The 20,977-nt window shown below is 54.8% G+C and carries 17 protein-coding genes; 4 read left to right on the forward strand and 13 right to left on the reverse strand.

Annotated elements, in window-relative coordinates:
* Positions 1-41: 41 nt before the first annotated feature.
* Positions 42-3,572, reverse strand: a complete 3,531-nt coding sequence (locus tag HQL76_11415) for a PD40 domain-containing protein (protein ID MBF0109775.1) — start codon at positions 3,570-3,572, stop codon at positions 42-44.
* 331 nt (positions 3,573-3,903) lie between these two features.
* Here HQL76_11415 and HQL76_11420 point away from each other — a divergent pair, with 331 nt between their 5' ends.
* Both HQL76_11420 and HQL76_11425 read left to right on the forward strand, forming a co-directional pair.
* Positions 3,904-6,027: an adenosylcobalamin-dependent ribonucleoside-diphosphate reductase gene (locus HQL76_11420; protein ID MBF0109776.1), complete on the forward strand. Its 2,124-nt coding sequence runs from the start codon at positions 3,904-3,906 to the stop codon at positions 6,025-6,027.
* 28 nt (positions 6,028-6,055) lie between these two features.
* Positions 6,056-6,703 carry a TSCPD domain-containing protein gene (locus HQL76_11425; GenBank protein MBF0109777.1) on the forward strand — a complete coding sequence of 216 codons (648 nt, stop codon included), beginning with the start codon at positions 6,056-6,058 and terminating at the stop codon, positions 6,701-6,703.
* Positions 6,704-6,723: 20 nt separating this feature from the next.
* Here HQL76_11425 and HQL76_11430 read toward each other — a convergent pair whose 3' ends face one another.
* Complete coding sequence (locus HQL76_11430) at positions 6,724-7,941, reverse strand: tyrosine--tRNA ligase (GenBank protein MBF0109778.1); 1,218 nt, start codon at positions 7,939-7,941, stop codon at positions 6,724-6,726.
* Positions 7,942-8,021: 80 nt separating this feature from the next.
* Here HQL76_11430 and HQL76_11435 point away from each other — a divergent pair, with 80 nt between their 5' ends.
* On the forward strand, positions 8,022-9,170 hold the full coding sequence (locus tag HQL76_11435) for an anhydro-N-acetylmuramic acid kinase (GenBank protein MBF0109779.1): 1,149 nt from the start codon (positions 8,022-8,024) through the stop codon (positions 9,168-9,170).
* Positions 9,171-9,248: 78 nt separating this feature from the next.
* Here the strand turns inward: HQL76_11435 and rpe are convergent, their stop codons facing one another.
* The 10 genes from rpe to HQL76_11485 are packed head-to-tail and all read right to left on the reverse strand — an operon-like array spanning position 9,249 to position 17,443.
* Complete coding sequence (gene rpe / locus HQL76_11440) at positions 9,249-9,926, reverse strand: ribulose-phosphate 3-epimerase (protein MBF0109780.1); 678 nt, start codon at positions 9,924-9,926, stop codon at positions 9,249-9,251.
* Positions 9,923-10,786 (reverse strand): zinc metalloprotease HtpX, encoded by an 864-nt coding sequence (gene htpX, locus HQL76_11445; protein ID MBF0109781.1) that lies wholly within the window; start codon positions 10,784-10,786, stop codon positions 9,923-9,925. Before htpX ends, rpe begins: the two co-directional genes overlap by 4 nt.
* Before the next feature lie 54 nt (positions 10,787-10,840).
* A complete protein-coding gene (locus HQL76_11450; protein MBF0109782.1) occupies positions 10,841-11,701 on the reverse strand; it encodes a glycosyltransferase in 861 nt (286 codons plus the stop codon).
* Positions 11,702-11,707: 6 nt separating this feature from the next.
* Positions 11,708-12,040 carry a nuclear transport factor 2 family protein gene (locus tag HQL76_11455; GenBank protein MBF0109783.1) on the reverse strand — a complete coding sequence of 111 codons (333 nt, stop codon included), beginning with the start codon at positions 12,038-12,040 and terminating at the stop codon, positions 11,708-11,710.
* Positions 12,041-12,045: 5 nt separating this feature from the next.
* Positions 12,046-12,972 (reverse strand): class I SAM-dependent methyltransferase, encoded by a 927-nt coding sequence (locus HQL76_11460; GenBank protein ID MBF0109784.1) that lies wholly within the window; start codon positions 12,970-12,972, stop codon positions 12,046-12,048.
* Positions 12,944-14,530, reverse strand: a complete 1,587-nt coding sequence (locus HQL76_11465; protein MBF0109785.1) for an NTP transferase domain-containing protein — start codon at positions 14,528-14,530, stop codon at positions 12,944-12,946. Before HQL76_11465 ends, HQL76_11460 begins: the two co-directional genes overlap by 29 nt.
* A 3-nt stretch (positions 14,531-14,533) precedes the next feature.
* The gene (locus HQL76_11470; protein ID MBF0109786.1) at positions 14,534-14,902 is read right to left on the reverse strand and encodes a cupin; all 369 of its coding nucleotides are present in this window, start codon (positions 14,900-14,902) and stop codon (positions 14,534-14,536) included.
* A gap of 26 nt (positions 14,903-14,928) precedes the next feature.
* Entirely contained in the window at positions 14,929-15,753 is an 825-nt protein-coding gene (locus HQL76_11475) for a hypothetical protein (GenBank protein ID MBF0109787.1), read from the reverse strand.
* The gene (locus HQL76_11480; protein MBF0109788.1) at positions 15,753-16,913 is read right to left on the reverse strand and encodes a class II D-tagatose-bisphosphate aldolase, non-catalytic subunit; all 1,161 of its coding nucleotides are present in this window, start codon (positions 16,911-16,913) and stop codon (positions 15,753-15,755) included. Before HQL76_11480 ends, HQL76_11475 begins: the two co-directional genes overlap by 1 nt.
* Positions 16,910-17,443 carry an HAD hydrolase family protein gene (locus HQL76_11485; protein MBF0109789.1) on the reverse strand — a complete coding sequence of 178 codons (534 nt, stop codon included), beginning with the start codon at positions 17,441-17,443 and terminating at the stop codon, positions 16,910-16,912. Before HQL76_11485 ends, HQL76_11480 begins: the two co-directional genes overlap by 4 nt.
* A 194-nt stretch (positions 17,444-17,637) precedes the next feature.
* Between HQL76_11485 and HQL76_11490 the strand changes: the two genes are divergently transcribed.
* Entirely contained in the window at positions 17,638-18,624 is a 987-nt protein-coding gene (locus HQL76_11490) for an Rpn family recombination-promoting nuclease/putative transposase (protein MBF0109790.1), read from the forward strand.
* Positions 18,625-18,684: 60 nt separating this feature from the next.
* On the opposite strand, the gene HQL76_11495 is transcribed toward HQL76_11490, so the two are convergent.
* A complete protein-coding gene (locus HQL76_11495) occupies positions 18,685-20,904 on the reverse strand; it encodes a hypothetical protein (protein MBF0109791.1) in 2,220 nt (739 codons plus the stop codon).
* Between the last annotated feature and the right edge of the window lie 73 nt (positions 20,905-20,977).

Here is a 20,977-nt window from a genome sequence, read left to right on the forward strand (position 1 = left end):
TATGGAATGGCAAAAGGTTGCATGCCGATCTTTTCAGGATTTCATCCCTGAACCGCAATCGTTGCCATCATCGCCGAAATCTGCCGGGAAAACCCGGGACGACCCGAAAGGGGAAGACTTGATCGTTCCCCGAAAGAGACAGGTTCAGAGGATGGTTCCCGAGTCTCCGTGGCAGATGGAACCGAAGTCTTGGTCGGGTCGAAAAGGTTTTGTTCCAGGGTGTCGCCTCCTTCTTGCGTTGGTGGTGCGGCGGTGACGGGCGTGGATCCGTTGGCGGGGGGCGCCGCGGACAATGGGATCGAACCTTGATGTTTCGTTTCTTCCAGCAAGGGATCGAAGGAAAGAATTCTGTTCCATGGCAACCCGCCACTGTCCCGGAAAAATGTCGCAAGGGAGGGGGACGGAAGGTTGATCATGGAAGATTCGTTTCCAGGAAAAAGGCTTATCGTGGTCCGGGAAGAAATCGCCCCAGGGGCCGGTACTCCTTGAATCCCCGAAAAAGAGAATTCAAGGTTCGTCGGTCGGACAATATCCGGGCGATGGGACTGAAGCGCACGGGTCCATTCCCGCCGGGGGGCGGAAACGAGGGTAGACGACACGAGGGACGAGGATTGCGTCGATGTCGGGGATCCCTTTGTCCCGGAAAGGGTCGTTGTGGAAGGAGGATCCTGAAAACGATCCGGATCGGGCGGAACGGGACCGGGGGTCAGCGGATCCTGAATCCTCCAGACGATGGTGTGCGACTGTTGGCCGATGGCGGTGGCCCCGCCGATGAATTCCAGGGTGATGCCGCCCTGGCCATTGCGTCCCCAGGTTCCATCCCAGGGGTGAAAAACGAGGGTGGCATCGGAACGGGAAGACAGGGTGTCGGGAACGAAACGCAGACGGGTCCGACCGTCATCCATCAACAGGGTCGCCGCCGATTCCATCCAGGAATCCGCATCGGACGCATGGGCCAACTCCGACCAGTTGGCCCCGTTGTCGGTGGAAAATTGCCACGAACCGTTTCCTCCGGTCCGGGTGATTGCGATGCCCCGGTCGTCATCGGAATTGACGTCGATCAATCCTCCTCGCAAAACATCGGCGATGGTCAATCCCCGCTCCAGCTCCCCCGTGCCGATGATGTGTTCGGAGGGGATGCGTTCCAGGTCAAGGCGGGGAGAAATGTTGACCTCGGTCAAAAAAAGATGATGCACGACCGTTGCCACCAAGGCATCATCGACCAGATTGCCGCCGGTCGAGACGTGGGAAACCAGATGTCCGTCGCCGCTGATGCCGGGACGCATCATTTCCGCCCCATTGGAACCCGCTCCCGAGGCATTCCGGGAAAGACGCACCGTCTGACCGGTTTCGACGCTGTGATGAAACAGATCGACGGCCTCATTGCTGTCCACGGTGATGATGCCCGGATTGTCAAGGTCGGTGGCCTGGGAGAGAAAGACAACGAACCGGCCATCGGCGCTGATGACAGGATCGAAACTGTCCCCGTTGGCGCCGTTGCCCTGGCGATCGAGCGACAGGATGCGACAGGGTCCGGTTTGGTCTCGTTGATAAAGAAAAACATCTCCGGCTTCGTTGACATCGTTCTCGGACAGATTGGTGGCGTGGGAGGCAAAGACGATGAGACGGCCATCGGCGCTGATGTCGGGAGTGCGGCTGGGGCCATCGGCTGGTGCGGTCCCCTGGAGGCGTTGCGCGGTCGTGCCTCCCTGGGCGGATACGAGAAAAATGTCCGTGACGCCGTTGTGATCGAGCAAAGCAAGATTGGAAGCATCGGATGCAAATACGACCCATTGACCATCGGCACTGATGGCAGGATCGAAACTGGCGCCGTTGGCCGATCCAAGGTCCATGGCGACCGAAAGGCGAACGGTCGTTTTCAAGGTTGCGTCGCGCAGGAACAGATCCTGAACCCGGTTGTCGTCGCCGGCACTCAAATTGGTGGCGCGGGAAATGAAAACGATCCGATCGCCGGCGGCGGAAACATCGGGAGCGAAACTGGCATCGTTGCCTTCGATACCGTCGGAACGGACCGAAACCCGGTCGAGACGGTTGTCGGCAAGGGAAAAGCGAAACACATCGGCGCGAAAATTGTTGTCGCCCGATACCAGGTTGGCGGCGGCGGAAACAAAAACAACGGTGCTGCCATCGCCGCTGATCACCGGATCGTCGCTCGGGCCATTGGCCTGCCCGGTGGCGGGTGTGGAAATCTTCCGTATTTCACCGGTTTGGTTGTCGCGCAAAAAGACATCCCTGAAACCGTTGCGATCATCAGCGACCAGATTGGTGGCATCGGAAGAAAAAACCAAAAATCGACCATCATCGCTCAGTGAAGATTCCTGATTGTCGGCGTTGCCCGGAATCAGGCGGATCGCGGAACTGTCAAACCCCGTGGAAACAAGCTCATTGGCAAGGGTAACCGTGCCACCGGGAACGATGGAAGCGGTCCAGCGCGCAATTTCGCTGCTGAAGGGGGTGGTGCCGCCATTGTCCAGGGTATCGACCCCCATCGTTCCCGAGATCATCTCATCAGTGGCACGCACGTCCCAGGCACGAAATTCAATGCTGGTCTCGCCGATGAATCCGGGGTTGGGGACAAAACGGATCCGATCCTCGGTGGTGGCGGTCAAGAGCAGGGCCGACTCGGGGGAAACCTCGGTTATTTCACGCCAATGGCTGCCGCCATCGGTCGCATGAAACCACCGGCCATTGGCATCATCGCGGGCAACGATGGCCATCCCCTGATACCTTACCTTGTTTTCCGGGTCATTGTCCTCCTCGATGTCGGGATCATCGACACGATTCCCGAGAATGTTGGCGACAAGGTGTCCCACCTCGGTCAACATGGAAGCGGGATCGGTCTGTTCAAGTTTGGGATCCTTGACGAAATAGCGGTCGGGAAGGAGTACCGCATCGCCCCATGCCTGCTGGGTCGGAGCAAAATCAAGCCCGGTCCTGGCGGCAATGGCGGAATCCTGTTTCAAGGTCAGGATCAGAGTGGCGTCGCGGTCGTCGGCGTCGGTAACCGTCACCCGAAGGGTGCGATCCTCAAGGGTCAGGGAGGATTCGCTTCCGGTATGACGATACAGATAACGAACCGCGTTCAGGGCCGTCTGAAATTCCGCCGCCGCAAGGGGTTGACCTTCCCTGGGAGACAAGGTCAAAACGCCATCGTCCCAGCGACCAATCATGGAAGTATTGTCTGAATAATCAAGTTTATCGGCCATGGCGTCGTGCGGGCCGATGAATTCAAGGCGCGCCTCGACCAGTTGGCCATGCCCTTCGTCCCCAAGCGTCATCGCGGGAAGGGTGATCGCAATCCCGTCCGTGGCAAAGGTGCGAGAGGAATCCTGGGTCTTCAGGTCCGGGGGCTTGGAAGTCGGTTCGCCATCGCCTTCCTGGAATTGGAGTGCAAGCGCATCGGAAAATCCGGCGGCATCGAACATCATTCGCGGTTCCAACGCCAGAAGACCTCCGCCAACGGAAGACCATCGGCGCAAACCATGGCGCTCAATGCCACGAAGTCGTCGAAACATTCGCAACAAACCATCAAGAAGGCGCGGCATTTCCATGAAATGTCCTGGAGGACTTCATCGTGGGCATCGTTCGACCATTTTTCAGCAAGATCCATGCACAAACGCCCGACCAGGATAAAACCGCCACGGCCACGATCGTCCGGGCACTCGGGCAACAAACGGGCGAATGTCTTGGATGCATCATTTTTTCATGATGATATCGAAGAATCAAATGGCGAATTATGTCTTGATAAAAATTTCCCTGGAGGGTGCTGTCAGGTTTCACCTTCCAAGTTTCCCGGGTCGGTGATAGAGTTAATGCGCTTTACAAGTTGTTGAAAAATATTGTAAATTTCGTAAGTCATTGTTTTGCTGGAGGTAACGGTTCATGGCCGTCCGCGCTGTTCAAACCCTTCCCTTGAACCTGGAGGAGACTGCCCTGCAACCCGCTTCGTTGGACATCTGGGACAGCAAATACCGTCTGAAAAAGCAGGATGGAACTCCGGTCGATCACACCGTGGCGGACACCTATCGACGGGTGGCGCGGGCGTTGGCAGATGTCGAGGAACCAACGGTACGCGAAACATGGTATGAAAAATTTTTCTGGGCATTGGAAAACGGTGCCATACCCGCGGGACGGATCATTTCCAATGCAGGGGCCCAGGAATACAAACCTGCCACCAGCACCATCAATTGCACGGTCTCCGGCATCATCGACGATTCCATGATCGGGATTCTCGACAAGGTGCGGGAGGCGGGACTGACGTTGAAGGCGGGATGTGGCATTGGATATGAATTTTCCACGTTGCGACCGCGGGGCGCCTTTGTGGCGGGAGCGGGGGCGAGCACTTCGGGACCGCTTTCCTTCATGGATATTTTCGACGCCATGTGCCGCACTGTCTCTTCGGCCGGCGGACGGCGGGGGGCGCAGATGGCCACCTTCGACATCAGTCATCCCGACATCCGCGAGTTCGTTCGGGCCAAAAGAGAGGATGGACGTCTCAGGCAGTTCAATCTTTCCTGCCTGATCAGCGACGCCTTCATTCAGGCGGTTCGGGACAATGCCGACTGGAATCTGGTGTTTCCCGCCAATGCCAATGAGATTGAAGATCCCGATTGTCCCAAGATGTATGGCCCCTGGCCGGTGCGGGAAGGGTATCGCCAGAACGACCAGGGGGACGTGGCCTGTCGCATTTATGCCTCGATTCCGGCGCGACGGTTGTGGGATTCGATCATGCGCTCCACCTATGATTTTGCCGAACCGGGGTTCATTCTCGTGGATCGGGTCAACGAGATGAACAATAACTGGTTTTGTGAGAACATTCGTTCGACCAATCCCTGCGGAGAACAACCGCTCCCCCCGTATGGCGCCTGCCTTCTGGGGTCGATCAACCTGACCTGTTTCGTCAAGAATCCCTTTGCCGCCAATGCCACGTTCGACTTTCCCAAATTTCGCGAGGTTGTGGCGATTTTTACCCGAATGATGGACAATGTGGTGGCCATTCATGGCCTGCCTCTGGCAGAGCAGGGGCAGGAATTGATGCGCAAGCGCCGTCATGGCATGGGTTTTCTCGGATTGGGCTCGTGCATGGTCATGCTGGGAATGACCTATGGGGACGAGGCGTCCATCCGGTTGACCGAGGATGTGACGCGCGAACTGGCCATCACCGGATGGCAGGTGGGGGTGGAATTGGCCCGGGAGAAGGGACCGGCGCCGATCATGGAAGAATTGTTCGAGATCACTCCCGCCATGATCGCCCGGCGTCCGCAGTTGGTCCGGGATGGTCATTCGGTGGGCGACAGGGTTCCGGGAAAGGTTTTGATGGCCCGGTACAGTCGGTATCTGCAACAGTTTCCCGAAAAACTGCGAGAGCGGATCGCCGAGTCGGGGTGCCGTTTCACCCACCATTCCTCGATCGCTCCGACCGGAACCATCTCTCTTTCCCTGGCCAACAATGCCTCCAATGGCATTGAGCCCAGTTTTTCGCACAAGTACAGCCGCAACGTGATTCGCCAGGGGCGCAAGACCAAGGAAAAGGTGGATGTCCTGTCCCACGAACTCTATTGCTATCGGGCCATGATCAATCCCGACGCCGATCCCGAGGCCATGGAGACCGAAAACCGATTGCCGCGGCAGTTCGTCGATACCAATGCCATCGATCCCAAGGCCCATGTCGATATTCAGGCGGCGGCGCAAAAATGGATCGATTCCTCGATTTCCAAGACCATCAATGTCGCAACCGACTATCCTTTTGAAAAATTCAAGGAAATCTATCTTTATGCCCATGAACGGGGGTTGAAGGGGTGTACCACCTTCCGTTTCAACCCGGAGGCTTTCCAGGGCGTCCTGGTCAAAAAGGAGGATCTGGCGGCGACGACCTATCGTTTTGTCCTGGAGGATGGTGGCACCGTCGAGGTCCGGGGCAATGAAACGATCGAATACGACGGCGAAACGCATACCGCCGCCAATCTTTACGATGCCCTCAAGGAGGGCTATTACGGCAAGCTGTGAGTCTGGGTTCATTCATCCAAGGGGAGTTGTGAAGGCTGTGAAGATCGAGAAAAAGATTGTCGGTTACGAGGTGGTGTCCCGGAAAGGGGAGGACAAACCTGCCGTGTCCACTCCCGAAGCGAAATCCCGGGAGGGCGCCGAGGTCATCATGATGCAACCCTTGCTCAAACGACCGACGGAACTTGAAGGATCCACCTACCGCATTCGCACCCCGCTTTCGGAGCATGCCCTTTATGTGACCATCAACGACATCGTGGTCAACGGCAAGCGGCGTCCTTTCGAAATTTTCATCAATTCCAAGAATATGGAAAATTTCGCCTGGATCGTGGCGCTGACCCGCATCTTGTCGGCGGTTTTTCGTCATGGTGGCGATGCGACTTTTCTGGTGGAGGAATTGCGTTCGGTGTTCGATCCCCGCGGTGGATATTTCAAGCCAGGGGGAAAATACATGCCCAGCCTGGTGGCGGAGATTGGCGAGTGCATTGAAAATCATCTGATCAAGATCGGCCTGATCAAACCGCCGGAGATTTCCCACGAATTGGCCGACAAACGGGAACGGGCGCAGTCGGTTGGCATTCTTGGGGCTGACCAGTGTCCCAAGTGTGGACAATTGGCCGTGGCACGCCTGGATGGCTGTGATACCTGCCTGGAGTGTGGTTATTCCAAATGTGGTTGATCCAACGACCATGTCACGGGTCAAGTAACAATAATCCAGGCAAATTTACGCTTTCCCGCCCGAACCAAATAACGCCCCCCCGCCGCCAAGGTCATCCGTGCATCTTCCACACGAACTTCATCGACACGGACAGCACTCTGCCGAATCAAACGCATCCCATCACCATTGGAAGCCACCAAGCCCGCCAAACGCATGGCGGTCGCCAAACCAAGATACCCGTTTTCCGATGCGAGGGTCACCTCCACAACCTCCTCGGGAACCTCGCCATGCCTGAAAACCGATTCGAAGGATTCCCTGGCCTTGAGTGCCGCCTCATCACCGTGATAACGGGCCGTCAATTCCATGGCAAGTTGTTTCTTGCACTCCATGGGATGCAGACGGTCCGCCACAACCGCCTGTTGTGCCTCCCGAATGTCCACCATCGACCGGGAAGACAACAATTCATAATACCGCCACATGAGCGGATCGGACAACGACATCACCTTGCCAAAGATTTCTCCCGGAGGATCCATGATGGCAATGGTGTTGTTCAATGACTTGGACATTTTATTGACGCCATCCAACCCTTCAAGAATGGGTACCGTCAAAATGCACTGCGCTTCTTGACCATATTCCCGTTGCAACTCCCGCCCGACCAATAAATTGAACGTCTGGTCCGTCCCACCCAATTCGACATCCGCCTTCAAGGCGACCGAATCATATCCCTGAACCAAAGGATAGAGAAATTCATGGATCGCAATGGGCTTGTTGTCACGGTAGCGTTTGGCAAAATCATCACGCTCCAACATACGGGCGACGGTATGATGCGAGGCCAGTTGAATCATGTCGGCGGCGCTGAAAGGCTTCATCCAGGTGCTGTTGAACACGACCCGGGTGGTCTCGGGGTCGAGAATTCGAAATGCCTGCGTCTTGTAGGTTTCGGCGTTGACAGCCACCTGCTGCGGAGTCAACGGTTTGCGGGTTTCACTTTTCCCGGTGGGGTCACCGATGAGACCGGTAAAATCACCGATAAGAAAAAAAACTTCATGCCCCAATTCCTGAAACTGGCGCATTTTTTGGATCAACACCGTGTGGCCCAAATGAAGGTCGGGAGCCGTCGGATCGAATCCAGCCTTGATGCGAAGCGGCTGTCCCGTCTTGCGACTGCGCTCCAGTTTTTCTTCGAGTGCAGACTCCTGAATGATGGCCACCGTCCCACGGCGAATAAGATCCATTTGTTCCGCAACCGGTTTGAACATGTTTTTTTCCAGACAGATGACAGGTTGGATCCACAAGGCGAACGGATATTCTAACACAAAGCGATGGGATGGAACGAGACATGGAGACAATCTACCGCGCCATCGGACTCATGTCAGGAACATCGGCGGATGGCGTCGATGCAGTCCTGCTCGAAACCGACGGAACCACGGCACCGCGAGTTTTGGCCCATGCCCCCCTCCCCTACCCCGATCCCCTGCGTCGCCGTATCCTGGCCCTCTATGAACCGGCGGACAACGAAGTGGACCGCCTGGGCGTCCTGGATCGAGATCTGGGAGATTTTTTTGCGACCGCCGCCCTTGAAGTCTGCCGGAAGGGCACGATTTCCCCCCATCAGGTCGATGTCGTGGGAAGCCACGGTCAGACGGTACGCCATCGTCCCCCGGATTTTTCCATTCAGATCGGCAATCCGTTCATGATCGCCCACCGAACCGGCATTCTGACGATCGCCGATTTCCGCAGAGCCGACATGGTACGCGGTGGTGAAGGGGCTCCGTTGGTCCCGTTGTATCATCGACTCCTGTTCGGCGATCCCCGACGCAACACGGCGGTGGTCAATCTGGGTGGCATCGCCAATGTGTCCGCCTTGCCCATCGCCGGCCCCATCGTCGCTGGAGACACCGGACCCGCCAACACCCTGATCGACCACTGGGCCGAACGGGTCAGCGATGGCCGCGATCAGTGCGATCGCGATGGATGTCATGCGGCCCAGGGACGGGTCGATCCAGACGCCCTGAAATGGTTGCTGCGCCATCCCTACTTTGAACGCGCTTTTCCAAAATCAACCGGCAGGGAAATGTTTGGCGCCCGGTTTTTGGATGAATTTCTCGCCGCCTTCCCGCAAATGGAATCGGTTGACCGTTTCCGTACCTTGACCCAATTGACGGTGGAAACAGTCGCGACGGCCTGTGAACGCCTTCTTCCCCCCCAACCCGATCGAATGGTCCTTTGTGGCGGTGGCGCCGACAATCCGGTCATCGTGGCGGCCCTGAAGGAGCGGATGGCTCCAGCCGAAGTGGTGTCAAGCAGCAGCCTGGGTGTCGATACCGCTTTTCTCGAAGCGGAAGCCTTCGCCTGGTTTGCAGTCCGGACCTTGATCGGACACGCCTCGAACCTGCCCGAAGCCACAGGCGCGGATGGACCGGCCATCCTGGGTTCGATCCATGTCCCCGGGCCGGGGTATCGATGCCAGAAGGTGTTACAATTTTGACTTCAAACAAAACCAAAATCCTGGGGCAATTCCCCGTCATTCCCTGCTACGGCGGAAACCCCTTTTTTCTTTCAATAGTTATTTTCCGCGTGCCGCCGATCCCGCCTCGGCGTTGCTCCTGAGTTGGGCAATGACCGTCCGATAATCGGGCTTGGAAAAAACAGCCGAACCCGCGACGAAAAAATCAGCCCCTGCCTGGGCCGCCTGAAAAATGTTGTCCGGCTTGATCCCCCCATCAACCTGCAATTCCACCGACAAACCACGTTCATCGATCATCCGTCGCACCGCCCGAATTTTCTCCAGCGCCCTGGGGATGAAGGATTGCCCGCCAAAACCAGGATTGACACTCATGATCAACACCAGATCGGTCAGATGCAACAGGTCCTCAAGAACCGCCACCGGCGTCCCCGGATTGATGGCCAATCCCGGTCGGGCCCCCAGCTCGCGAATCAGGTTGAGCGACCGGTCGGCATGATGGGTCGCTTCGGCATGAATCGTCAGGATGGCAGCCCCCGCCGTGACATAATCGGCCACAGCGTGGTCGATCGGCGCGGCCATGACATGGACATCCAACGGACGTGTCGCCACCCTGGCCAGACTGGCGATGACGGGTGGTCCCAAGGTCAGATTGGGGACGAAATGACCATCCATGACATCGACATGGATGGCATCGGCGCCGGCCTGCTCGACCGCCTTGATCTCTTCGCCCAAACGGGCAAAATCGGCGGACAGAATGGAGGGGGATATTTTGATCATAGAGTTTTGGCCATGAGTTGCAGACGGTGAATCCGTTCCTCCATCGGAGGATGGGTCGAAAACAACCCCGCCAGGGCCCCCCCCGACAAGGGATTGACGATAAACAGATGCGAAGACGCAGGATGGGCCTGGGCCGACCCCATGAGCAAACGCCTGCTTCCGGAATCCAGCTTGTCGAGGGCCGAGGCCAACCACAGGGGATTGCCACAAATATGTGCCCCCCGTTCATCGGCGCCATATTCCCGTGAACGGGAAACCGCCATCTGGATGATCATGGCCGCCAGTGGCGCCAACAACATCATCAGAATGCCACTCAAACCCCCACCTTGATTCTCCCCCTGCTCGTCGGAACGCCCCATCCCCAACAAAGCCCCCCACTGCGCCATGTTGGCCAGGGTGGTGATGGCTCCGGCAAAGGTGGCGGTAATGGTGCTGATCAGAATATCGCGGTTTTGTACATGGGCCAACTCATGCGCCATGACCCCGGCCAGTTCCTCCCGATTGAGAATACGCAACAATCCGGTTGTCGCCGCCACCGCCGCATGCTCGGGATCACGCCCGGTCGCGAAGGCATTCGGAGACGCATCCTCCATGATGTATACCCGCGGCATGGGCAGCCCCGCCCGCCGCGCCAACTCCTCGACAATACGATAGTATTCGGGGGCATTTTCAGGTCCCACCTCATGGGCATGATGCATCCGCAAGACCATTTGATCGGAATTCCAATAAGCCCAGGCATTGAGCGCCACCGCCATGATCAACGCCATGATCATGCCGTTGTGACCACCCAGCGCCTGGCCCGCCACCAGAAACAAGGCAGTCATTCCCGCCAAAAGAATAAATGTTCGCATGTCGGTCATCATTTTTTTCCTCCCGGCATTGGGTCTGGATCGGAGCTCCATTCGATTTTGTTGTCACTGTTTCAAAGTATCGCCAAAAAACACCTCATGGGGAAAATGACCGATCCAGTCCGGATCGGAAAGGGTCCCGGGAAATCCGGGCAGCCCAAGGATTCTACGCATGCGATAAAGGGCAAGTATTTTGCTCAGTTGCAGGACGTAACGCCATGGAACAACCGTCGAAGCCACGTCCGAATCATGCCAGTGCAAGGGGATCTCGACGATGCGAACCCCTGGCGTCCGATACATCAAAATATTCAGCATTGGATTGAATTGCAGATTCGAGGTCAGATTGGCAAAAGGAATCCGACGCAACAGTTCACTCTTGATCATCATGATCCCCGTACCCGCGTCGGACATGCGAACCCCTGCCAGGAGTGTCGTCAACAGGTTGAAAAACAGATTGCCCCAGATCCGCTTTCGGTCATATCCGCGCAAATCGGATCCCGCCACAAAGCGGCTGGCCACGATCAGATCCCAGTGTTTTTCCAGGCAGGCACGTTGAATGAATCCGCCGGCAATCTGTTCGTTGTCCCCCTGTCCATCGCTGTGAAGAATCATGAAGGCATCGTGCCCCCGGTTCAATACATGCGCAATCCCCACCTTGAGACTGCCACCAAGACCAAAATTACGCTTGTTGTCGATTACCGTCAAGCGCCCCCCAAGCCCATCCTTTTCCCCCTGCATGGCGCGAACGGTTGCCAAGGTTTCGTCCTGGCTGTGGTTGTTGATGAACACGATTTCGGCAACGGCATCGAGCGTCGCTGGCGAAAAATTACCCAAAGCTTGGCGCACCGTGCTTGCGACATTGTATCCCGGCATCACAATCGCGAGGGTTTGGCAACCCGGCCCGACTGGAGGAAAAGCAGGTTCCATGGACCCTTATCCTTTGTAGGCGCGGATGGAACGGATGACTCCCGTTTCATCAAACGTGATCACATCCACCACTTTCAGCCGCAAAGCCCCACGGTTCAACAGGATTTCCAATTCCCCAACCACCGTCGATCCGGCCTCGTGCAGATGAAGAAGGTTGACCTTGATTTCCTCGAAGGATTCGAACACCCCCCGATCAAGGGCCAGCACGGCATCGCGACCCTGAACATGATGTTCCCAGTCGGTCACTACCACCCCGGGATGGAACATCCGCGCCAGGACATCGATGTCCTTGCGTGCAAACGCCTGGAAATAATTGTTTGCCAGTTTGGAATAATCCATGATTTTCAGGCCCCTCGTTCAGGTCGTTTGACGGCCAACAATGTAATCCGTTTCTGCGGAATCCGGTCCATCCCACGAACGACCCGAAAATCCTGGCACCATTCTTCATAAGCGGACCTTGGGGTTCCGATTTCATGATACAACGTGTATCGCAAATTTTCGAACAGGGCGCGATATTCACTCAGGGTCATGTATTGATGAATTTCCATCCGCTCGGTAGCCCAGCGTGCTTCGTCCTTGTTTTTGATTTTGTTGTATTGCGTCAACAAGATACAGAAGTCACGGGCATTGATGGCAAACCGGTTGGAATCCAGCCATTGGCAAGGAATGTGGCGCGTGGCATATTCGGCAAAAAAACGCACCAGGGCCTGTTTCACCGCCGCATGCAACACTTCGACCTCGACAGTCCCGTTCTCTTCGCACAACACATTGTCGGTAATCACGATTCCCCCTCCCGGATTGACCACCTGGGAAATCCGGGTCACGGCCTTTTCCACCGCCTTCATGCCCCGTTGATGATCCACCGGACGTTCCATATCCAGCTCGGGCCTGCCATGAAACGAATAGACCTCATGCAACATGTCGAGAAAAAAAACCAGATCGAAGCGACCCTTCACCGGCGATGACAGAATGTCCGCCACCTGAAAATCGATGCCCGCACCCTGATTTTTTTGTCGCATGCGTTGAATGATGTGTTCATCGTAATCCAGAAAGGTCACGGAAGAAGCCCGGGTCCGATCCCGAAACGCAAGGATGAACGCACTCGAACCACATCCGATATCCAACAAAGCGCCGCCTGAAAGTTCCAGATGCTCATGCACCAGTTTTTCGATCCACGCCTCCTTGTAACGACCGGTGGTGCCATTGACCAGGTCGTCCCAGTAGGCGCTTTGTTTGGTGCGTTTATGCTGGTTGGAAAAAGAGTTGTCCATGATCCTGATCGGCCATTCCCTGAAGGAGATAACGTCCCAGATGGTAGAGATAGGTTGCCATCACATCATCGTAAAGTGGCGCCATGTTCAAAAAGATCAACGCATCGATGATCCTGATCCGGGCAAGATCATATCCACGACGCTTCACGAATTCCTCGAACGCCATCATGGCATCCCATTGACTGAAGTCCATCCGGTGTTCCAGACGAACGCCCCCCTCCGACCAGGTCCATTCGTACCCGCCCCCGTCCATGACCGCGACACTCAATTCCAGGGTATGAAGAAACTTGGCCAGGTCGTAGTGGCAATCACCGACATGAACCAACGGTCCGAACCCGTCGCGCCAATCGATGAGGCGATAGCTTCCCGTCGCATCGATCAAAATATTGTCCCCATGGAGGTCGCCGTGATACCCCGAGGCCACCCCGGAATCGTAAAACTTTGGCAGCAACCGTGCCACCAGTGTCCGTACCGGTTGACAGGGACGATCATTGATCCGCACATCGCGGTTCGCCTCGTGTTCTGGAAAGCGTTTGTCATACGCGGCCAGTCTGAGAAGTGTTTTTTCACCATAAAATTCCTTGCACGCCTGGTACAGATCGACCGATTCCGCCTGCGCGGGACGCCACAAGGATGTTTCGGCCCACTCCAGAAAGTGGCGGATGGTGGCATGGTTCAATCTTGAGGAAAACAAACGGGCGTCAGCGACATACCTCATGCTGAAGAAACAGCCCCGCGTTTCCAAAACCTCGACGAACGCCGCGCTCTGGCCCTGGCCCCGTTCAAATCGCTTTCTCGCCAAACCCGGAGGTTTGAAATATTTGATGATCCGATCATCGATGCGATAGGTGATGTCGGTGGTTTTTCCATGAAACGTGAAATTTTTTTCAAACCGGTCCAGCGCCTGACGATAACTTTCGGCAGTGCCGGTATCCACCCATTCGACGGAAACGCCCCGCAACCCATGGGGAATCAATCCCGCCAGCCCCTGATTGACCTGTTTTTCCCCGCGATGCAAGGTGGAATCATGTTGCAACGCCTCCCAGAACGGCTGGAAATCCCGGACAAAGGCCAAACCGACAAAGGCCTGCCGCGAGCGCATCCCCCCGTTTTCCACGGCAATGACCTGCCGTTGCCGATCCAGAACGACGGTACAAAACCTTTCCGGATGATCGACCTCCCGGATCCCCAGCCAATTTTCATCACCAGCCGGGAGCGGTCCGGTCACGATGGTATCGCAGGCAACGAAATAAAAAGGCTCCTGCAACCGATGACGGCATTCGTACAACGATTGTCCCGGTCCCGAGCCTGGACCTGTGTATTGTTGAACGGTCACGATTTCCAGATTCAGCGACGGGTGGGCAAGCGCCAGATAATCATGAATGATCTCGCCACTCCCTGGGGCAACCGCAACCACGTAGGTCAAATGTTCGCCCAAGGCACGGATGATGTGCGACAGGACCGCCCGGTTGCCCAGCGGCAACAGCCCCTTGTGGACCACCTCGCCCATTGGTCCCATCCGTTTTCCCTGTCCCGCCGCCAGGATGCACACGTTCATCGATCAAACCCTGTTATAATCGTCGGCATGACGGATGACATCATGCAGCTGCGGTGTCGAAACCTCGTACAACGTGCAATCGGCAAGCACGGTCACCCGATGCAGGACACCCGGATTCAAATGATAGGCCTCGTTGGGACCATAATCCCGGACTTCCAGTCGTGTCACATCGTCACCGATTTCCAACCGGATCGACCCGGAGTGGACAAAGATGGTCTCCACCTTTTTTTCATGCGATTGCAACGAGGAGCGGGTTCCGGCGACCATTTCGATTCTCTTGAAGGCATAATGTTCATTGCATGCCACCAGTTTTTCCCGTCCCCATGGTTTCTCCACCGTGGGCATCCGACTGATCAAGACATGCTGATGCATGATCCCATCCTCTGCGAATGTTCGATTTATATTCTGTATTTACGGTATTGGGGAAACAGCTTGAAAAAAAGATCATAGAAACCCTTGGAATAAAGTTGCATGTTCCACCGGCTCTTGAATCCATACTTGCGCCGCATCCACAATTCTCCCTCCGCGACCGCCAAGCGAAGATTATCCTGATAGGATTCGGTGTTGATCGTCTCGTGTCGTTCCTTCAGATGAGTCTCATTCTCCTCCGACCATACCCGGCGGGTCAGAGCCGTTGCCCAATCATTGGCATAGCCCTTGGCAATCAACTCCAATTCCGTTCCATAACCTCTAAAATTTGAACCATCGTAAATAAAATTATTATAATCAGGGGTATCGGGCGTCATGACCGACTCGATGAATTCGCGCCGCAAGAGCAAGGCGGTATTCAACACATACCAAAAATAAAGGGTTGTCTGTTCCTTCAATAGAAACCATTCGCCCCAGTATTTCGAACACGGCGACAAAATTCCGACCCGGGGATGTTTTTCGAGTTCGTCCAACAATGCTTCGAGGTACGGACTTTCATCGAATTCGGTATCATTGGTAAGCAGAAAGAAAAAATCGTAGGAAGAAAATTTTCCCTCTTCCCACAATCGCGTCAGACCATAATTGAATCCCCGAGGAGTCCGCAATCCTTCCCGGCGCGCCTGATCCCAACGGGCATGCCAGGAATGGTTTCGTGCCAGTTTGTCATCATCGGACCCTGCTTCGACAATGTATACATCGGTAAGGTGTCCATTGTTTCTGACCAGGGAATCATAAAGTTTGTCGGTCACTTCCGGAAGGTTCCGGTTCAGAATGATCGTCGCGGTCTTTTTCATCAAGGCCCCGTCAAATGAAAGAATTTCATGTAGCGGAACAGCGTCTTTTTGACCTCGTTTTTCAGGATATCATCGATGCGGATGTTGGGAAGCCTGGATTGAACCCTGTTCTTGATATCGATACACACGGGATCGGAAAAGACATAATGTCCGGCAATGATGGCGCGTTGGGTATCGTCGGCAGAGGTCTGGTCCATCATCCATTTCGCCCATTTTCCGGAACGGAGGGCCAGTTCCAGGAAGGCATCGCATTCCTCGTACAGGGCATGGCGCCGCATCAACTGGACGAAAGCCCTGGTTTCGGCGACACCAAATTCCGGGGCCACATTGGCGGCATGGATGCCCAGCTTGGGATGCCAGGAAAGCGCCTCGTCGGACAGATAATCGGCATTGTGTTCCTTGAGCCAGACCCCATGGCGATCACACAGATCGACGATTCGCGGTACCTGAATCCCTGCGGGCAGTTCATAAGGAAGGCGTATCGGGGATTCGAAGGACCCCACATTCCGGGTTTCCATGACCCGGGTGCCGGTTTGGGAAACGACGAAAGTTGGAAAGGGTAGATTGTTTTTCTTGCAAAATGTTTTGACCTCGTTCAAAACATAAGCCAGATAATCGATATGATGGGTCGCGCCGCTTTGTTCCTCGGTGCCGATTTCGAACAGAATTTTGCGCCGATGGTCCTGAGCGACGCTCCAGCAATATTCATAAAGCTCGAAGATACGCTGCAATACCTCATCGACGTCAGGTTCGCCGTGTATATCGATGCTGGGATCGATATGGATGAGGTCAAAGCCCGATTCGATATCGGCCTTGAACGATTTCTTGGCGGAATCCATCGCCTGACGCAAACTCAAACCTGCTTTTCGTTCCTGGTCGTTCTGCCACGGCCCACCGTGGTCCCTGGCAAGGATGACACGCCCCTTCTTGTCCTGACCGATGACATATTCGGCAAAACGCCGTGTGGACCAACGATTGACATAACCCCCGCCGAAATCATCGGCATCGATCTGCCGGCGACTGGCCACCAGCATGATGAGGGAATCATGCTCGTTGGCCAGTTCAATGGCGGCATCGACGCAATTGAGGCTCATCGGACCGACACCCAGCAACGTGCAACGACGATTGGCGGTAAACGCCTGCAATTTACGCCGAATCATACCGCCCATTCCCCCGAGAGTTTGATCTGTTCATTGGGAAGGGCCTCGGGATTGTAGGGTTCGAAAAATTTTTCCAACACATGCAGACAGGCCTCCGCCACGGCACGGTTTCCCCCGGTACGACGGGTCACATAATGGGCATGCTCGATGGCAAGGGGATCGGCATCCGCGGTGGCAATGGCATAGGCGACCTTCTTCATGACGTAATGATCAAAAATTCCATCACCCATGTAGATGACCTGATCCAAAGCATACCGTTGGGCAATCCATTCGACACGGCGGATGGTACTGACCAGGTGGAGCGGGAAGTGCATGTCATCCTGGATTCTTTTTTTGGTGATTTCAAATCCTTTACGATCTCCGGTAACAAAGCACACCTCGATATAAGGCTTGAGCAGGGAAAGACCGTCATTGTCATCGGGACCGAATTGTTTCATTATCTTTCCATCCCTGGAATAGAAAAACTTTCCATCCGTCATGACGCCATCGACATCGAGTATGAACACGTTCACGTTCGGTTCTTCTTTCATAAACAATATTTATTTTCCAGAACGACACATTCTCTCATGCTACCACATTCACACATCCGGAATCCATGGCACCGTGCCGCCGCAACAAATAAAAAGAGGCAGGACAACGGTATCGAAACCGGGTCCAGATGCGGATGAAGTCATTTTGGTTTTGCTGTTGACTTCTGGTCGCGAAAAGATTCAAGTTCGTCCCCATGATCGAAATTTCCCAACCTCATGACAGCCTGTTCAAGATTCTCCTGTCGTCACCAGAAACGGCGGGTGCCTTGTTGCGCGAGCGGCTGCCACCCGAGGTAGCCAGGCTCCTGGCTCCCGAACCGCCACTATTGGTCGAAGGGACCTTTGTCGAGGAGAACCTGCGCTCTTGTTATTCCGACCGCCTGTTCCAGGCCCGGACGATCACCGGCAAGCCCGTGTTGTTCTATGTCCTGATCGAGCATAAAAGTTACCAGGATGATCGGGTCGGCTGGCAGCTTTTTCGTGGAATTTCAGGTTTTTTAGAACAAAAGGCCCGGGAGGATGGAAACTGGCAACGGCTTCCGGCGGTGCTGCCCCTGCTCGTTTATCATGGCGAAAAGGAATGGCGGTCATCAAATGAATTCCTGAGCCTGATCGATGCCGACGCAGCCATGCATCCCTGGCTTGTGAACTTTCGGTTCGCGATGGTCGATCTGGGTCCTATTCCGGACCGGGAGCTTTCCCGGCATGCCCATTTGCGGGTCGGTTTGATGGTGCTCAAATATGGCACCCGTGACCCGGAAACCCAGATGGCCGCGCTGGAGGAAATCATCTCCATCCTGGTAGAAACACCGGAACTCCAGTTTTCGGTGTTGTTGTATCTGTTGACGACATTCTCCCGCCTGGACGAAACATCCGTGCGGCAAATCGTGCGCCGTGTCAAACCCGAGGAGGAACTGAACATGATGTCCATCTTTGCACAGGAACATTTCACCAAAGGGCTACAGGAAGGCGAGCGGAAAGGGCTACAGGAAGGCGAGCGGAAAGGGCTACAGGAAGGCGAAGCAACGTCGCTACGCCGTTTGCTGCAACGCCGTTTCGGGCCGTTGCCGGAATGGGCCACTACCCGGATTGCCAAAGCCAACATCGCAACCCTTGAAACATGGATCGACCGTGTCCTGGATGCCCGAACCCTGGAAGAGGCGTTGGCGCTTCGGAATTGAGCGTTTACGGCTCATTTGGGTATGCCGAAATTTCCAGAACAAAAGAGAACGCCATGCCAATCAATGCCGATCCTGCCTGATGACCCGGGCCAACGACAATCCATTCTGAAACGTCATCATGACCTCATGAGGTCCCGGTTCCAGCGCGACCCCACGGTACAGATGATCCACCGGGAACAGCTTTTGTTCTCTGCCATCGACCCAGACACGCCACAACACGTCATAGTTGTCCGTCAATACCAGAATGGATGACGCCTCGGCGCGGCACCGGATCCGTACCCGGTCGGGACGGGGATAAAAAACATGTGCCTTGAACCCCGCCAATGGCGCCCGATAGCGGGATGGATTCTCGATCACCCCCTCCTCGACCAGTCCAATCCGGGAAAGTTCGGACACCGGCATCCCTTCCAAAGTATCAAGCAAAGCGGTCTGATCCGAAAACGTCCTCACCTGTCCCACCATGAACACCCGAGGCAAAACGGAAATGTTTTCGTAGATATGGAGTGCCTGTGGTGGCAGGTCTCCATGCAATGCCCGCCAAATCATCTCCCGTTTCCGGAACCCTTCCCATTTTCCACGCACCTTTTTTTCTTCCACGGGATCATGAACAAGGCGCAGCTCGGGATGGCTCAAGGGCCAATGGGAAAAAATAAAACGAGTATTGGATAATGACAGGAGATTGAGCCGATACCATCTTGAAAAATCAATGGGATCAGGATTGGCCACGGGAATCATCGCCTGACTTCTGTCGAAGCCATGAGAAGCGGGCGTGAAAAGATATTGGTAGAATTTTATTTTTTCTCCCAAAACGGGGCGCTCCTCGATGACTTTTAAAATGACCCGCCGCCAATATTGATAAAGGCGTTGGGGATACATGCGATAAAAGCCGTCGATCGATGCAAAACCATAGACAAGTTGATAATTGGGATAAAAATTATGCCCTGAGGCACTGCTGGTGGTCGCACCATGGGCAACAAGGCTTGCGACACGAAACGGTGGATCATTCCTGGTTTTCTCAGCCAGTTCCAGTAACGCAGGATTTTCAAAAATGGCCTGATAATTGTCGGAATGGATACGCCGGGCAAGATTGACCACGACTGCCTGGCCCGCATGCACGACCAATAAAAAACATGCCGTCAAGATCATCCATTCCATTCTTGATTTCCATACGGTCGGCACAAGGCCCGATTCCTTGATGCCCTCCAAAAACCGATGCAATCCGACCGTCACGATGACGACCGTGGAGAAAAATAAAAATTGTTTCAGATCATAAATACTTGCCCCAGTAAATGGGAGTTTTTTTCCGGACAGAAACAGAAACCATTGGCATACAGGTTGAAACAACAGGAAAAACGAAAAAATCAGGAAGGACCTGCCAAACAATCCGCGGTCGGCGCGGCCAAGGATCATGCCAAACAACGACAACGACAGAAGAATGATCATTGACATTGGAAAAATATTATTAAAATAATTCCATGTACCATCCAGCATATCGATCAATCCGGGGTCATCGTTGTCGCGGACAAGGACACGTGCGGAACGAAGCGCAAAGAAAAACAATGCGATGACCTCGGGTGCTTCCATCAACAGGGCGCCACCGGCAAACAAAAGATAAAAAGGCCAGAGTTGCCGCAACGGAGTCTTGCGCACGACGACAAACCACAATGGCAAGAACAATAAAAAAAAAGAGGTATAATAGGCCGCCGAAGCCCCAAGACCGACCGCCATCCCCAGAGCCACCGATAAAGCCATGGCGACTTTCCTGGATGACAGACCCAGCAATCGATCGAACAGGTAAAGGTACATCGGGGTCGCCGGGGGTCCGAAGGCGTCCATCAACCTCCAGTCATCAGAACTCCAATTATTGAAAGAAAAAATGATACCCCCAAGCAGACTGACGCCAGGGCTGCAATTCAATCTTCGAAAAAGAAGGTAGGAAAAATATCCGGCGACAAACCGCTGCAACTGCAAGATCAACCCCAGGGCGGCCCAGGGGGGAAGGAAGAAAAATGGCATGGCCAGCAACAGACTGTCCACCTGATGCGACCACCAGGCTGGCAATCCACCGCTGGCATGTGGATTCCAGAATGTGGCACCATGAATCAGAAAATCTCTGGAGGCTATTATTTGCAGCGCAAGATCGGAATCCGCCGCATCGCGAATTCTGAGGTAGGAGCCGGGACCCAAAATCCAATAGACACTGGAAATGGCCAATGACCAGAGCATCCAGAAAAGAAACCATTTTCCGTTGGTTCCGGAGCGAGTGAAATCCTGTTTCATCACGAAAAATCCGATCCTGATTGGTTACGTTTAAAAATTATTAAAAGAAAAAAGGTAACTGCCCAGGAGGATA

The organism is Magnetococcales bacterium, from assembly GCA_015228815.1.
GTDB lineage: Bacteria > Pseudomonadota > Magnetococcia > Magnetococcales > UBA8363 > UBA8363.

Excerpts from the sequence above, each read along its gene's own strand:
- HQL76_11495 (MBF0109791.1), bottom strand. The coding sequence starts at position 20,904 with ATGAAACAGGATTTCACTCGCTCCGGAACCAACGGAAAATGGTTTCTT.
- HQL76_11420 (MBF0109776.1), top strand. The coding sequence starts at position 3,904 with ATGGCCGTCCGCGCTGTTCAAACCCTTCCCTTGAACCTGGAGGAGACT.
- HQL76_11480 (MBF0109788.1), bottom strand. The coding sequence starts at position 16,913 with ATGATTCGGCGTAAATTGCAGGCGTTTACCGCCAATCGTCGTTGCACG.
- HQL76_11450 (MBF0109782.1), bottom strand. The coding sequence starts at position 11,701 with ATGGAACCTGCTTTTCCTCCAGTCGGGCCGGGTTGCCAAACCCTCGCG.
- HQL76_11455 (MBF0109783.1), bottom strand. The coding sequence starts at position 12,040 with ATGGATTATTCCAAACTGGCAAACAATTATTTCCAGGCGTTTGCACGC.
- HQL76_11465 (MBF0109785.1), bottom strand. The coding sequence starts at position 14,530 with ATGAACGTGTGCATCCTGGCGGCGGGACAGGGAAAACGGATGGGACCA.
- HQL76_11460 (MBF0109784.1), bottom strand. The coding sequence starts at position 12,972 with ATGGACAACTCTTTTTCCAACCAGCATAAACGCACCAAACAAAGCGCC.
- HQL76_11485 (MBF0109789.1), bottom strand. The coding sequence starts at position 17,443 with ATGAAAGAAGAACCGAACGTGAACGTGTTCATACTCGATGTCGATGGC.
- htpX (MBF0109781.1), bottom strand. The coding sequence starts at position 10,786 with ATGACCGACATGCGAACATTTATTCTTTTGGCGGGAATGACTGCCTTG.
- HQL76_11415 (MBF0109775.1), bottom strand. The coding sequence starts at position 3,572 with ATGGAAATGCCGCGCCTTCTTGATGGTTTGTTGCGAATGTTTCGACGA.
- rpe (MBF0109780.1), bottom strand. The coding sequence starts at position 9,926 with ATGATCAAAATATCCCCCTCCATTCTGTCCGCCGATTTTGCCCGTTTG.
- HQL76_11430 (MBF0109778.1), bottom strand. The coding sequence starts at position 7,941 with ATGTTCAAACCGGTTGCGGAACAAATGGATCTTATTCGCCGTGGGACG.
- HQL76_11475 (MBF0109787.1), bottom strand. The coding sequence starts at position 15,753 with ATGAAAAAGACCGCGACGATCATTCTGAACCGGAACCTTCCGGAAGTG.
- HQL76_11435 (MBF0109779.1), top strand. The coding sequence starts at position 8,022 with ATGGAGACAATCTACCGCGCCATCGGACTCATGTCAGGAACATCGGCG.
- HQL76_11470 (MBF0109786.1), bottom strand. The coding sequence starts at position 14,902 with ATGCATCAGCATGTCTTGATCAGTCGGATGCCCACGGTGGAGAAACCA.
- HQL76_11490 (MBF0109790.1), top strand. The coding sequence starts at position 17,638 with ATGATCGAAATTTCCCAACCTCATGACAGCCTGTTCAAGATTCTCCTG.